Consider the following 14,094-nt stretch of genomic DNA (forward strand, 5'->3'; position numbering starts at 1 on the left):
TACCTTAACCGGAAAATCGCAGCAAGCTTTTGAATAATAGATATAAATAGCTGCCAACGAGAGGTCGATAGGGCATGGAGGCAAAGCTAGACCCTGAACACCTTCATCACTTCGTCCCCCAGATGATTGATCACCTTCACCGCGATCCGCCCGGATTTCGGCTTCTCGAACGGGCGCGAGGTATTGCTGTTCAAGGTCGCCCAGGCCTCCGGGTCGATCTCGGCCTTGAGGGTTGTCTTCAGGGACTTGTAGGGGTCGTTGGCGCCGAGGAAGTAGGCGTGGCGGACGAAGAAGCTTTCTTCGTTGTAGTCGGTGTCGATGAACCAGCAGGCGATGCCGTCGGCGCCATCGCTGACCACTTCGCCGGTTTGCGGCTTGAAGACGTCGACGCCGTTTATTTTCAGTCGCAGCTTGCCGTCGGGCGAATTTTCATCGTCTCGGAGCAGGGTGATGTCCGGCTCGCCGAAAATCACGAAAAGGTTGCCCTGGCCGGTGTTCTTGAGGTCCTCGGCCATGTGCAGGTCGGCGTTCATGCGCGCCTTGAGTACCGGGATACGGCCGAGCTTGCTGAAGTCGGTGGCGTGCGCCTCGTAGTTGAAGGCGCAGGCGATCAGCACGTCGAAGCCGCCATCGCCGGCTTCGCGCGCGGCGGCGACGAGGTCGGCGCGCTGGACGGTGCCGAACTCGGGGCCGATGAAGATCGCCGCGCGCTTGTCGCTGCCGGTTTCGGCGCTGCCTTCCAGGTAGCGGCCTTCGGCGCAGACCAGATCGCCGGGCCAGGGGGTGAGGGCGGTGAAGCTGATCCGCCCCTCCTTGTGCGCCTGCTGCACGCCGGCCGTCTTGAGGTTTTCGAGGACCATCTGCGGGAAGGACTGTTTCGCCGCGTAGTCGGCGCGGTCTTCGTTCAGGATGTCGATCAGTTCGTCGTCCTCATCGACGCCGAGCACGCGGTGCGGGCTGAGGCTTTCGACGGTAAAAGGGCCGGCGACGCGGACCGTTTTCCTGTCCTCGTAGGGCTTGTCGTAGAGGGTCTCGAATTCGGCCCTGGCGGCGATCGAAGCGTCGATTTCCTGCTGCCGCGCGATGCGCGCCTGCCACCAGTCGCCGTGCAGCTTCTTGGTCGCGTCCGGCCACCTGGCGTCGGCGTCGCGCGGCAGCTCCCACTCGTGCCAGGATTTCTGCAGCGCCGCGTTCAGCGCCTCGCGCAAGGGCTCCAGCTTCGCCTGCCACTGCTCCCAGATGACGTCGATCTCGGCGTTGTTGGCGATCGACTTGAGCGTGATGTGCGGCACACGCTCATAGACGAAGCCGTGGCGGATGTCGCCGTGCACCGGTTGAGAACTCGGCGCGGAACGGGTGACCTCGGCTTCCTTGATCTGGCCGGCACGCGAATCGGCGAGCAGGTAGAACGGATAGCGCGCGCCCATGATGCGGGCGCGGGCCAGAGCCAGCGCGACGCGCGAGGTGTCGATGGTGATCCAGCGGCGGCCCCATTGTTCGGCGACGGTGGCAGTGGTGCCGGAACCGCAGGTTGGGTCGAGAACGAGGTCGCCGGGGTCGGTGGCCATGAGGAGGCAGCGTTCGACCACTTTCGCGTTTGTTTGGACTACATAAAGCTTGTCCGACGCGAACCCGGCAGTGACGGTGTCATCCCATGAATTGTTCAGTGGATAGACTGGAAAATCTTCAATGTAGCGAATGTAGCTAAGCGTGTTTCCTGCCAGTCCAAGGCGCCGCGCGATATGGAGCCGTTGCATACCAGTAGAGGTTGTCTTCCAACCGCTCTTTCCAACGGGAATCGTTCGGCCCTCGAACCGGACCTCGAAGTACTGCGGGCCTCCTGAGCTTTGGCTTGTTAGGTTGTCGAAGCGGAAGAGTCGCGCGCCGTCAGGAGTATTCACTCTCTCGTGATCGTTGGCTCTCCGCCTGTCGGTGCGATCGCCGAAGTCGAGTTTGTTGTAAGCCGCTGCACCACCGGAGAGATCGCCTTTTGACCTATACGCCTGCCGATACTTAATCAAGGTCCCGTTTTTCCCAAACCAAAGTATGAAGTTGTTCACGGAAGCAAGGGTGTCGGTGCCGCCTGAAGGCGAACCTGCCCCGCCGGTCGTCTTGAAGTTGATTTGGCTTATGAAGTTCTGATCACCAAAGACCTCATCCATCACCGCCCGAACCCGGTGCACATTTTCGTCGCCAATCTGCACATAGATCGACCCCGATTCGGTCAGCAGATCTCGCGCAACAGTCAGCCGATCCCGCAGATAGGTCAGGTAGCTGTGTATCCCATCCCGCCACGTATCCCGAAACGCCTTGACCTGCTCCGGCTCACGCGTGATGTGGTCGGCCTTGCCGTCCTTGACGTCGCGGCTGGTGGTGCTCCACTGGAAGTTGCTGTTGAACTTGATGCCGTAGGGCGGATCGAGGTAGATGCACTGCACCTTGCCGCGTAGACCCTCGCGCTCGGCCAGGCTGGCCATGACCTGCAGCGAGTCGCCGAGGATCATGCGGTTGGTCCAGTTCTGGTCGTGCTGGTAGAACTCGGTCTTGTCGGTTCCAGTCGGGATGCCGTTGAAGTCGGCGAAGAGATCAGGCGTCGTCTGCCCGGCCTCGTGTGCTCGCTCCCTGGTGCTGCGCAGCAGATCGTCGATCAGCACCTTGGGCTGCACCTTCTCCTGGATGTACAGCGGCGGGGCGTGGACGACGAGGTCGCTCCAGTCCTGCTGGTCCTTGCCACGCCAGACGAACTGCGGATCGAGGTCGCGATTTCGGTTGGATTTTTCGTCGCTGTCGCCAGCGACGGTGCGCGGGTAGCGCACCTGCTTCGGCTGCTGCTGTTCCGCGTCGAGCACGGACTGGTATTCCGCCGTCGGGATGTTCTTGCGCTTCGCCTCGTCGTGCTTGAGCGCTTCGACGGTTTTGGTGCTTGAGTTCGTGGCCATGTCTATTGCTTCCCTGTCGCCGCTTGCGCTGCGGCGGACTCGATCATCTTGTTGAACGCGCCTTCTACCTTGGCGGCAAAGTCGGCCTCGATCTGGTACACCTCGGTGAACTCGGCAAAGGCCCAGCGTCCGTAGCTGCCGAGGTGGTTCACGCCGGGGACCCAGTAGCTGTCCATGGTCGATTTCTTCTCGACCGCGTCCTCGCGACGGTAGCCCTTGATCTCGACGACGAGATGCAGCAGGTCGTCGTCACCATGGCCGTCGTCGACCAGTACGATGAAGTCGGGCAGATACTTGCGCATCGCCGACCCGAAACGATACGGCACTTCGAGGCCGAGATTATGGTTCTTGACGTAGGCGCGAACCTTGGCGTGCGCTTCCGCTACGCGGCAGAATTCCCCTTCCCAGTCGCTGTCGAGAACGACCCAGTTGATGTGGCAAGACCGTGAGCTGCTTTCCCAGCGGTCGGTCTTCGAGGTGTTGAAGCGGACGTGCATGGTCGAGCCGGTCGGGTTGTAGGCATCGAGCAGGGCCTTGATCGGGCGCTGGCCGATGAACTGGCGGGTAATCGCGGCGGTGATCTTGTTGCACGCCATGTCGGCGAGTTCCTGGTACATCAGCAGGGCGGGATAGGTGCCGCCCTTGCAGACCAGGTAGCTGTCCAGCCACTGTCGGGTGATCCGCTTGAGCTGGCCGAACAGGTGCAGTTTCGGCTCCTCGCCGGGGTCGCGCCACTTGCTGTAGAGAAGCCGCCTGGTCAGCTCGAAGATCAGCGTCGACGTGCGCACATCGCCAAGATGCTGGAGGCTCATGTCGACGCCTTCGCCGATGATGCCGGAGTTGCGGGTGATCGACGGACCGACGAGGTCAGGGCTCAGCGTCAGGAAGGACTCGTCGTTGAAGGTAGCGCTCAGTCGTTCCTGCGGTAACTCGACGCGATAGCCATCGACGCGGGGAAAACGGATTTCGAGGNCGTCGCGCTCGGGGCGCATCGCCTTGACCTGTACGGTTTGCCGTGGCGGCTGTGGTGGCGCGATGACCGGCTTGGCGGTGAAGTCGAAGGGGATGCCGAAAACATCGGCGTACTCGACGTTGAACAGCCCTTCCTCGTTGAGCTCGTAGGATTGTCGGCGCAGCGCGCGACCGATCACCTGCTCGCAGAGAAGCTGTGTGCCAAAGGCACGAATGCCGAGGACATGGGTGACGGTGTTGGCGTCCCAGCCCTCGGTGAGCATGGACACCGAGACCACGCAGCGGATTGCGCCGCCAAGTTGTCCCGGCTTGCCGACGGTGTTCATCACCTCGCGCAGCAGTTCCTGGTCGCTGATGTTGTCGCCGGCGCGGGCATCGCCCGAGCGCTCGACGATCTCACGGCGAAAACGCTCGATCTCGTCGGCGGCCATGCCGCGGAAACTGGCGTCGAGTGCGTCGCCCGCTTCGAGCTGCTCGCTGTCGATGAGCAGGGTATTCGGGCGTGCGAGAGGATTGCCGGTGCTGTCGTCGAAATTGCGGAACAGGGGCAGGCGGCCGTTCTCGAGAGCGCTGCTGCCGTCCTCGTGCTGGCGGTGGAAACCGGAGACGTAATCGTAGACCAGCTTGGAAATCGCCGTGTTCTGGCAGACGATGATGAAGCAGGGCGGAACCTTGATGCCACGCTCGTCCCAAAGCCCGAAGGTTTTTTCGTAATGACCGTAGAGCGCTTGCAAGGCGGTCTGCAGGCGCGTCGGCAGCTTCAGTGGGTCGAGCTGCCCACCCTGGCCGCGGCCTTTCTTCGGCATTTCTTTGCCGATGTTCTCCCAGAGGTTGCGGAAGACCGGCATTTCGTCGCCGGGGATGTTCTCGGCGACCGGCACGCGTGGCAGTTTGACGATGCCGCATTCGATGGCGTCCATCAGCGAGAAGTCGCTCATCGTCCATGGGAACAGCGTGCCTTCGACGTAACCCGAGCCGCGCAGGAAGAACGGCGTCGCCGAGAGGTCGATGACCCGTGCTGCACCAAGCTTGCGCTTGACGGCCTCGATACCGGAAATCCACAGGCGGGCGGCTTCGTTGTTCTTCTCGGCTTCCTTGCGCTCGTCGCCCTTCAGTTCTTCATCATCAGCGTCTTTCGCTTTCTCGCGGTAGCAGTGGTGCGCTTCGTCGTTGATCACCAGAATGTTCTTCATGCCCATCAACTCGGGCATCACCCGTTGCAGCATCTGGCCTTCGCTTTCGAGCGTCTGCAGTTCTTCGCCGCCGCGGCCCTGCAGTAGCTGGCGTCCGCCCTTGGCCAGCTGGAGGCGCTCGCGCAGCTTGAAGGCGTGGTAGTTGGTGATGACGATCCTGGCGCGGCCCATGTCGTCGAGCATGTCGCCTGGCAACAGCTCGCGGTCCTTGTAGTAGCTGTCGGGGTCATTGGGCTGCAGAACGCGCAGACGGTCCTTGATGGTCAGGCCGGGCGCGCAAATCAGAAAGCCGCGCGTGAAGTTCCTGCTGGCGGGGCGGCGCACGGCATTGATCGTCTGCCAGGCGATGAGCATGGCCATCACCGTCGTCTTGCCGGCGCCGGTGGCGAGCTTCAGTGCCAGGCGCAGCAACTCCGGATTGGCGTCCTGGTTGGCCGCCGCGAGATGTTCGAGGATGCCCTTGCCTTGCTTGCTCAGCGGCGCAACTTCGCTGAGCCAGATCGCCGTCTCCGCGGCCTCGACCTGGCAGAAGAATGGCCGAATGCTACTGAAAGTGTGGTGACGCCAATGCTGCAGCAGGCGCGCGGTCTCCGGCGTCACCTGCCACTGGCCGGGATTGGGCAAGGCGCGCCAGGAATCGACATGCCCGCGCACCTGATTGATGATCGAAGTGGGGTCGTACTGTTGCTGCTTGGTTGACAGTCCCTGGCTGTCTTCGAAGACAAACGCTTCCTGCTTTCCCTTGGCGGCGCTCTTGCGCTTCCTGGGCTGGGGAATCGGCGTAATGAACTGCGCCCGCCTGCGTGTTTCGAGAACCTGCTCGGTCGGTTGCCCGTCTTCGTTCAGTTCCCAATGTCTTGCGGGGCACGCGTAGGGCGAGTTGAGAATCGGGTGGTCGAAGAAGGGGTTGGACATGGTCGCTATCGGTTGTCCTGGCCACTGGCCAGACGGTTTTGTTCTGCCGCATCAATGATCTGTGGGCGCGCGTCAAAAAAAGTCCCGATAGGCGCAGCCCTCACTGCAGGTAATGCAGGAAAATCTCCCGGCCGGAGGTGGCTGACCATGGCGATGGAGCACCTTCTCACCTGGCTGCGCTACGTCCTCGACCGTAGGCGAATGTACAGTAACATCCGGCATAATCCAAAAGCAAAAGAAAGCCAAACTCGTCTCGGATGAAGGTTCTCGGCGCCACTAACGATCATGACAGTCGAGATACCCCGGATGATGATAGTCATGCCCGTCCGCCGCTCACTTGCAGTGCGCATTCCGGCTTGCACGCCGGAATCGTTCGCCGGGCAGCGAGCATGCTCCCTGAATTCCCCGCTTCACCCCCGGCCCTTCTCCCGCAGGGGGGGAAGGGAGGTTCGTGAGTCGCATACGCGACTTTCACATCAAGAACTGGCTCGATCAGGGGCTGAATTCAGGCTATCTGTGCGGCCCGAGCGCCCAGGCTTTTCACCCCCCGTGACGGTGAACCTGGGTCGATGCTGCTCGTTTGGGGATCTCTTGCAGGGCGGGCGACTGCCCGGCGGCGGCGTGGCGTGAACTTGGGCGGGGGGGCGACCTCCGTGGGGCTCGCGTTGGCGCCGACTGATCCTCGCTGTAGGAGTCACGCTGACCGGGAAATCCAAGACCAGAAGGCCAATCTTTGGCTGTGACCGCGAGCACAGGCGCGCGGCGTCCCGCCGAGCACGAACAAATGGCGCGGCGCGACTCGCGGCAGCGGCGACAACGCGTAGGCCGACACTCGCCTGCGCCGGTGCGCCGATTATCCTTCGCTGCGTGGCGTCGGAACCTTGTGCGCAGAGGGTCTTGACGACGCTCGGTGAACCGGCCTTTAATTCCATTGCCTGCAAAATGTCTTTGCACGCACGACCATTAAGGAGACGGCCATGGGCAGCAATCGCATCGACGCCAGCTTCACTTCCGAGCAACGCGAAAAGGCCAAAGCCGCGCTGGCCAGCCTTGCCGAATCCTTGCCTTTCCTGATTGACCTCGGTACTGACGAGCGGATGACGATGCTCAAGTTCGGCGAGAAGAATCGCTCCTTCGTGGTCAAGGCCCTGGCCATTGCCGAAGCGCAACCGGAAATACTCCCGAGCAGCTTCCCGCTCGGGGAATTTCGCAGTGATGTCGCGCTGGTCGAGAGCCTTTATCCGCTTCGCCACGCCATCGAGACCCTGTCGCGCCAAGTGGACGACACCTATTTCGCTGCCGGGAGCGAGGCCTACGCCGCCGCCCTGCGGGTTTATCAATACGCCAAGGTGCACAACCTTGTTTCCGGTGCGCTGGAGGAAGCGATTGGCGACCTCGGCCAGCGTTTTGCCCGCAAAGCCCGCCCTGGCACGCCGGACGCCTGAGTCGGTAATTCCAACGATTCCGGCGATTCCAACGATTAACGATTCCAACGATTCCAACGATTCCGCGCACCGCCAGGCGGCCGCTCGGCCGCTCGGCCTGCGGTCGCCGCTCGCCGGGGGGGCGGGTGCCGCGGCGAAGGGTCTCCCGCTGAGCGGGGAATGTCGCCTGCTCGAACTCCTTCCATGGACGACCGCCGCGCGAGAATCAGCCTTCGATCTTGAAATATCGCGCTTGAATCCTGGCGATAGAAGCCTGGGTGAAAAAGATCCACGCGTCGGCAAAAATAATCCAGGTTTTCATGGTCGCCATCGGCGCATCGATGGCGACGATAGAACGATCGATGATGCGCATCGATCCCTATCGATGTCGCGCACTGGCCGTTCGCTGCCGGCGATGCAAGGATGGTTGCGGAAAGATGAGTCTTGGAGCAAAAAGTATCCGCCCTGGGTCGCCACGGATGAAGCATGGATCAAAAAAGATCGAAGCGTGATCCGCGCTCATGCAACTGTCGATCAATCCGCTACAAACTTCGCCGGCGACGCCCGGCGCTTCTATCAAAAAGAAGCAGCAATCGCTGTTGCGCAGCGATTGTTTCATCACGGCGATGAAACGATCGGCGCCGACGCTGAACGGCTCGATTGACGGCGCCCAGCCGTCGGTCAACAGCATTCAAATGAACACCGCCCGGCCCGGCGGCAGGCAGTCCCGCCGGGTCGATCGAAAGCCGCCCCTTGGATGCGCCGTTTGAACGCCGAACGAGGTATTCCAACAGTGTGCTCGCCCCTGCGGCTGCCGAGCAGCAGCAGGATCGCAGATGCGTGCGCACGGCAGCTTGAGGCTTCGCCAAGCGACCGTAGCCGTAGCAGACGTCCTCAGGCGGGCATGGGTCGCTTTCTGCCTTAGCTTCACATGAAGAGCAGGGCAGAGAAACCACTGCCAGTGGTCAACAGGCGCAGGGCGACGTCGGTCGGCAGTCGGCTACCAACGGACGTTGCGCCTGAAAAAACAGCCGGCGCGAACGCCAGGTAACTGATCTCGAACCAGCCATCCGGTTGCCTTCGGACTCGGGCAGATCCTCGCCCAGAGCGGTCATTGACGGCACACTATGCGGCCGGCCGGTATGGATCCTTTACCGGCCATCCGGTGGCCAAGCACGCCGAACGGCGGCTTCGATCGTTTCGCTACGCCCGGTTCCGACCCATTGCCGCCGCTCGCCACGGCACAGACTCAACGGCAGGTTTAAGAGCTGACCTGCCGCTCGTCAACCAACTTTGTGCTGCTGTTGGTCGGTTTGCGGAACGAACGCGTTGCGGGACCCAGAAAAATACATGGTACCCAGTTCGGGATTTTCAGTACTAGACCGCAAGTTTTTTTTTGTTGTCACGCAGTTAGACTTAAGAGCGTATGACGATGAGCGCGATAGTTAAAACTCAAATCAGACGACCGCAGGAATTTTTGTCGAGCTTCTCGGTTGCTTCACCCGCTGCAAAAACCCCAATGGCAGGACTTCCTGGAGATTCGTCTTCATCTACACCACATAATCGAGCGTTCCGCGTAATCGGCGATTGCAGACGTCCGACAGCTGGGCCAAGAGATAGTACAAAGGGCGCGCAACCGTGTCCCCGAATACCCGAAGTTTGGCCTGTTAGTTGATCACTGTTGCTGACCAGCGCTTGCGCGCACCCTTATCCGCCGTATTGTGGCCGGCGGGCCAGCCCGCAGCTTGCCCCCCCCCGTAACTCAATCCGTCAGCTGCGTAGCAGCGCTCAAGCCGGCGCGCTGCGCTTGTGCCTTCATCGCCAGTGCTGCAGTGGGATTGCTCGCCTTGAGACGCGCGTAAGAGCCTGCAGCAGCGGCGGCGTTGCCTTCCAGCAGGTAGCTCATGGTCAGAATGCTCAGGCCGCCCGGCTGATCGGGCAGGCGAGCGAGTACGACGCTCGCCTGCTCACGCGCTTTCGCCGACAGGCGCGCACCGAGGTAGCTCTGGGCGAGATAGAGTCGCCCATCGAGGGCGTCGGGCTTGAGGGCGATGGCTTTTTCCAGCGCTTCGATGGCGCGCGCGAGATTGCCGCTGCGCAGTTGCACCTGGCCAAGATTGATCCAGCCGTTGACCAGCTCGGGCGCGAGGCGCACCGTCGTCTCCAGCGCGTCCCTTGCTTCGGGCAGTCGCCCCAGGCGCATCAGGGCATAGCCCTTGCTACTCCAGGCCTCGGGGCTGCTCGGCTGGGCAGCGATGGCGAGCTCGATGTAAGGCAGCGCCGCGGTGACGTCGCCCGATTCGCCGAGCACCTTAGCCATCGACAGCGGCAGTCGTGGCGGCTGCGGCTTCGCCGCCTCGGCACGGCGCAGCACGCTCAGGCCATCGGCCAGCCGGCCGACCGCGGCCAGGCTTTCACCGAGCGAAACGAGATCGTCGGGGGTCGCTTGCTGCAGCGCGTCCAACTGGCTGAAAGCCGCCACCGCATCCGGGTAGTTCTTTGCGTTCAGGCTGATCGCGCCGAAGATGCGCCAGACGTTGGCGTTCAGCGGCGCTTCGCTGGTTGCTTGCCGAATGTCTTCGAGTGCCGCCGCCTGCTGGCCAAGTGTGCTACGTACGCTGGCCCGATTGGCGCGCGCCTCTGCGTTTTTCGGTGCCCGGCGCAGTGCCTCATCGTAGGCCTGCTCGGCTTCGGCCAGGCGGTTGAGGTGGGTCAGGGCCGTGCCCAGCCCATTCCAGGCGCCCGGGGCGTCCGGCGCTTCCGGCGCCAGCTGTAGCGCCTTGCGGAAAGCGTCCTGTGCCGGCCCGTAGCGCTTGCGCTCAAGCTCGCTGAAGCCGATCGTCCGCCAGGTTGCCGCCTCGGAGTTGGCGTTGGCAGGGGCGTCGCCAGCGTCGGCAGCGCCTGTTCGCGGTGCCGAAACGCCCCGCCTGGCGTCTTCGCTCTTACCTTGTTTGGCCAGCGCCTGCGCTAGCTGCTGGCGGATTTCGTCATTCTGCTGGTCGAGACGCAGCGCGATGCGGTAGGCATGCGCGGCGTCGGCATGTTGACCGAGCGCGTCTTCGATCGCGCCGAGCCGGCTCCAGGCACTTGGCTCGCCGGCCGCGAAGCGGGTCGCCGCCTGTGCTTCAACACGCGCTTCGCCGAAGCGCCTGGCAGCGAACAGCCAGTCCGCACGGATACGCCGCGGCGTCGCATTGCTCGGCCGCAGCTCAATGGCACGGACAAGAGCCGCTTCGGCAGCGTCGTGATCGCCACGCGCCTTGGCCAGCACGGCTTTCTGCGTCCAGCCGGTGGAGGAGTACGGGTCGAGGCGGAGCGACTCTTCGGCGGCTGCTGCGGCTTCCTGGTGGCGGCCGGATTGGTCCAGTGCCTGGGCGAGATAGATATAGGCGAGGGCAGAAGTCGGTTGCGCTTGCAGCCAACGGCGGGCGTGCGCGGCCAACGCCGGCCAGTCGGATTTGCTGACCAGGGCCGTGGCTTCGTCGCGCCAACGTGGCTCGGGCGATGGGATCGCTGGCGCCGCCGGTGGCGGCTGGCCCTGCGCCGACAAGCGATCGACACCATCGGCCGAGAGCACCAGATTGAGGTTCTGGCCGGTGCCGAGGATGGCGGTGGTGAAGCCGATCAACCGACCCTGGCCGTCGAAGAGGCCGCCGCCACTCGAACCGGGCGAGATCGCTGCGCTGGTGAGCAGAGTCTTGTCGCCGTCGTGCTTGCCGACCAGCAAGCCGCTGCTCGCCGCGAGACCGAAACCAAGCGGATTGCCGACTGCCAGCACGCGCTCGCCGACCTGCAGCGAGTCGCTGCTGCGCAGAGCGACGGGCTTGGCCTTAAGCCCGTCGACGGTGAGCAGGCAGACGTCGCGCTGGCCGTCGACCCGTGTCCAACGGCCGACCAGTGCCTGCGTGCCGGCTTCGATGCGAATTTGCATCGCGTCGCGGACGACGTGGCAATTGGTCGCCACCTGTTCCGGGCCGACGACGACGCCGCTGCCTTGAGCCAATTCGCCGCCCTGATCGTCGACGGCGCGCACGCTGACCACAGCCGGCGAGACCATGGCGAAGAGTTGCTCCGGCGACAGATCCGCAGCCGTGGCGGTACTGAACAGGCTGGCGCAGGCGGTAGCGATTAGCGCCGCCGAGGATACTCTTCCCGGAATCATTGCGCCCCCTCCTCATAGGTGACGATCAGCGTGCGATAGGTATCGCGGGCGTATTCGGGGTCGACCGCGCGCAACTGTTCGTAGGCACGGCGGGCGGCGCTTTGCTGCCCGTCGGCGTGGCAGACTTCGGCCAGCGCCGCCCACACCTTGGCCTGTTTTGGATCGAGTTCCAGCGACTTCTCAAGCGCCGTAATGGCTGCTTTGCGCTGGTCCAGAACCGCCAGCGCGAAGCCCTGTTGCCGCCAGGCGGCGGGGTCGGCAGGATGCGCCGCAGTCAGCTCGCGAGCGATCGCCAGCGCCTCGTTCGCCCGGCCACCATCCTTCAGCTCGACCGCCAGCCAGAACTTGGCGGCGTCGCTCTCTGGTGCGACTTTCAAGGCCTGGCGAGAGGCCTCTATGGCCTCAGGGTGGCGGTCCAGTTCGGCCAGAGCGATGGCCAGCGCGATCCACGCTTGCGCCTCGCCCGGCGGCGCTTTGGCGATGCTTCGGCGCAAGGCGGCAACGCCGTCCACCGGCCGGCCCAGTTGGCGTAGCGTCAGTCCTTGCAGGTAGTTGGCGGTGGCAGTGTCGACTTCGCTTGCCGGCAAGCCGGCGAGGCTGATGAAGGCCCGCTCGGGCTTGTTGGCCTGCAAGTACAGGCCGATCAGTTGGTAACGGAAATCGGTGTTGGCAGGGTCGAGACCTGAGAGCCGGCTCCATATCGCCGCCGCCGTCGCGTGATCACCGCGCTGCTGGGCGAGTTCGGCCAGATTGACGTAGGCGCGGATCAACCACGGGTCGAGCTGGGTGGCTTGGCGATACGCCGCTTCCGCATCGCCGGCACGCCGTGCGGCCTGCAGAATACGGCCGTAGAGGAACCAGATCGACGCATCCTGGCGGTCGCGCGCCAGTAGTTTCTCGACCTCGGCCAGGGCGTCGTCGAAACGACCCTCTTTGAGCAGCGCTGCGCCAAGGCCGATGCCACCCTGATTCGAGCCGCGATCGAGCCCCTGCAACCTGCGCCAGGCGCGCTCTTCCTGCGCCACGTCACCAACTTCTCCGGCGGCTAGCGCTGCATAGCGCCAGGCCTGCGGCGACGCCGGCGCCTGACTGGCCCAGCGTCTGGCCAACTTGTCGAGCTCCGCCCAGCGCCGCTCGCTGACCAGCTTGCTGGCCTCGGCGTCGAAGCGATTCGCGTCGCCCTGGGTCGCGGCGCGAGTCTCGATTTCGGCGATCCATGCCGCCGGCGCAGCGAAGTTGACGTTCTGACCGCTGCGCTGCCGGTAGTCGACAATCCCCAGCAGTTTCCCCTCGCTGTCGAGCAAGGCGCCGCCCTGCGCACCGGGCGAGATGGGTGCCGAAAACTGGATGTAGTCGCCGCTGGGGAAGGCCCGCAAGCCGCTGACCAGGCCATCGGAGATGCCGACACCGTAGCCGAGTGCATTGGCCACGGCAAAGACGCGCAGGCCCGGCTGCGCAGCCGTCTGGCGAAGCGCCAGGGCCGGCAGCGCGTGACTGGCAACCGGCGTCGACAGAATGCACAGATTGCGCTCCGCGTCCTGTGCCTCCAGGCGCGCCGCAAAGCGCCCCGACGGCAGGCTGATCTGCAACGATCCGGCTTCCGCGAGTCCATCGCAAACACTGACGAAGCGATCAGGCACCACCAGCAACGCGCTGCGCAGATCGCTCTGGCTACCGTCCGCGCTACGTAGCTCCAGCGTGCCGATCGCCGGTGCAGCGAGCGCATAGACCTCGGCGGGCGACAGCTCCGCCGCCACAGTCGGCGGGCTGGCGAGAGCGATGCAGCCGCAGCCGGAGAGCACGGCAAAGAGAATTTTCATTGGCGACCTCGGGGTTGGGCGGCTGAGAAGCTGTCGGCGAAAGGGCAAGCAGAGCGGGCAAGCGCCCTATCGGCATGCTCGGAGTCGGGCGTGGTTTTTTTTTTGGTGAACTTCGGGGACGCAAGGATTGTACACACGCTTTACTTGCCGACGATCAAGAACTCGAAAACGGGCAAACCAGCGACAAAAGTTTATTTTCCAGCTATCGCTGCAAGTGACTCGCCTACCAATATAATCGGGGTTTAGGTCGTTTCCTGTGGAACGGGCAAGAACGGGGCGAAGGGCGAGGTGGGCAAATGAGTGAGCTTCCCAGCGATAAGGTAGGCCATGGCGATGAAGTTTTCGACGCGGCGATAGCCGCGCGCCCGTGCGCGCGCCTCCTGGAGCGATCGATTCATCGCTTCGACGCGGCCGTTGTGTTTGCCGGCGTTAAAACCGTTGAGTACGCCAGGAAGATGCTTGCTGATCGTCCTGCCGAGGCGCTTGAATGGTTCGAGTCGGCAGCGGCTGGCCCAGCTGAGCCAGCGCTTGAGCAGGGGCGTGGCCTCGTCAGGTGTCGTGGCGGTGGCGTAGATGGAGCGCAGCGCCTGCTTGATCCGCCAGGCCCGTGCGGTCTTGAGGTTCGAGCGCTGCAACCAGTGCATGGTCTCGGTTTGTTTGACGGTCCAG

7 protein-coding genes are annotated in these 14,094 nt (G+C 63.4%); 2 read left to right on the forward strand and 5 right to left on the reverse strand.

Annotated elements, in window-relative coordinates; translation table 11 throughout:
- Positions 1-86: 86 nt before the first annotated feature.
- Positions 87-2,939, reverse strand: coding sequence for a site-specific DNA-methyltransferase (locus tag E4Q23_RS18455; protein ID WP_169068000.1), 2,853 nt, complete (start codon positions 2,937-2,939; stop codon positions 87-89).
- Positions 2,940-2,941: 2 nt separating this feature from the next.
- Positions 2,942-6,019: a BPTD_3080 family restriction endonuclease gene (locus E4Q23_RS18460; RefSeq protein ID WP_169068001.1), complete on the reverse strand. Its 3,078-nt coding sequence runs from the start codon at positions 6,017-6,019 to the stop codon at positions 2,942-2,944.
- Positions 6,020-6,996: 977 nt separating this feature from the next.
- On the opposite strand from E4Q23_RS18460, the gene E4Q23_RS18465 reads away from it, so the two are divergent.
- Positions 6,997-7,464 (forward strand): hypothetical protein, encoded by a 468-nt coding sequence (locus E4Q23_RS18465; RefSeq protein ID WP_169068002.1) that lies wholly within the window; start codon positions 6,997-6,999, stop codon positions 7,462-7,464.
- Positions 7,406-8,107 (forward strand): hypothetical protein, encoded by a 702-nt coding sequence (locus E4Q23_RS18470; protein WP_169068003.1) that lies wholly within the window; start codon positions 7,406-7,408, stop codon positions 8,105-8,107. Before E4Q23_RS18465 ends, E4Q23_RS18470 begins: the two co-directional genes overlap by 59 nt.
- Before the next feature lie 1,098 nt (positions 8,108-9,205).
- Here E4Q23_RS18470 and E4Q23_RS18475 read toward each other — a convergent pair.
- The 3 genes from E4Q23_RS18475 to E4Q23_RS18485 all read right to left on the reverse strand — a co-directional run.
- Positions 9,206-11,605, reverse strand: a complete 2,400-nt coding sequence (locus tag E4Q23_RS18475; protein WP_169068004.1) for a serine protease — start codon at positions 11,603-11,605, stop codon at positions 9,206-9,208.
- Positions 11,602-13,425, reverse strand: a complete 1,824-nt coding sequence (locus E4Q23_RS18480; protein ID WP_169068005.1) for a serine protease — start codon at positions 13,423-13,425, stop codon at positions 11,602-11,604. Before E4Q23_RS18480 ends, E4Q23_RS18475 begins: the two co-directional genes overlap by 4 nt.
- Positions 13,426-13,667: 242 nt before the next feature.
- The coding region (locus E4Q23_RS18485; protein ID WP_211203832.1) for a transposase at positions 13,668-14,094 on the reverse strand (427 nt) is incomplete at its 5' end.

Source organism: Candidatus Accumulibacter phosphatis, from assembly GCF_012939955.1.
GTDB lineage: Bacteria > Pseudomonadota > Gammaproteobacteria > Burkholderiales > Rhodocyclaceae > Accumulibacter > Accumulibacter delftensis.

Excerpts from the sequence above, each read along its gene's own strand:
- E4Q23_RS18480 (WP_169068005.1), bottom strand. The coding sequence starts at position 13,425 with ATGAAAATTCTCTTTGCCGTGCTCTCCGGCTGCGGCTGCATCGCTCTC.
- E4Q23_RS18475 (WP_169068004.1), bottom strand. The coding sequence starts at position 11,605 with ATGATTCCGGGAAGAGTATCCTCGGCGGCGCTAATCGCTACCGCCTGC.
- E4Q23_RS18465 (WP_169068002.1), top strand. The coding sequence starts at position 6,997 with ATGGGCAGCAATCGCATCGACGCCAGCTTCACTTCCGAGCAACGCGAA.
- E4Q23_RS18455 (WP_169068000.1), bottom strand. The coding sequence starts at position 2,939 with ATGGCCACGAACTCAAGCACCAAAACCGTCGAAGCGCTCAAGCACGAC.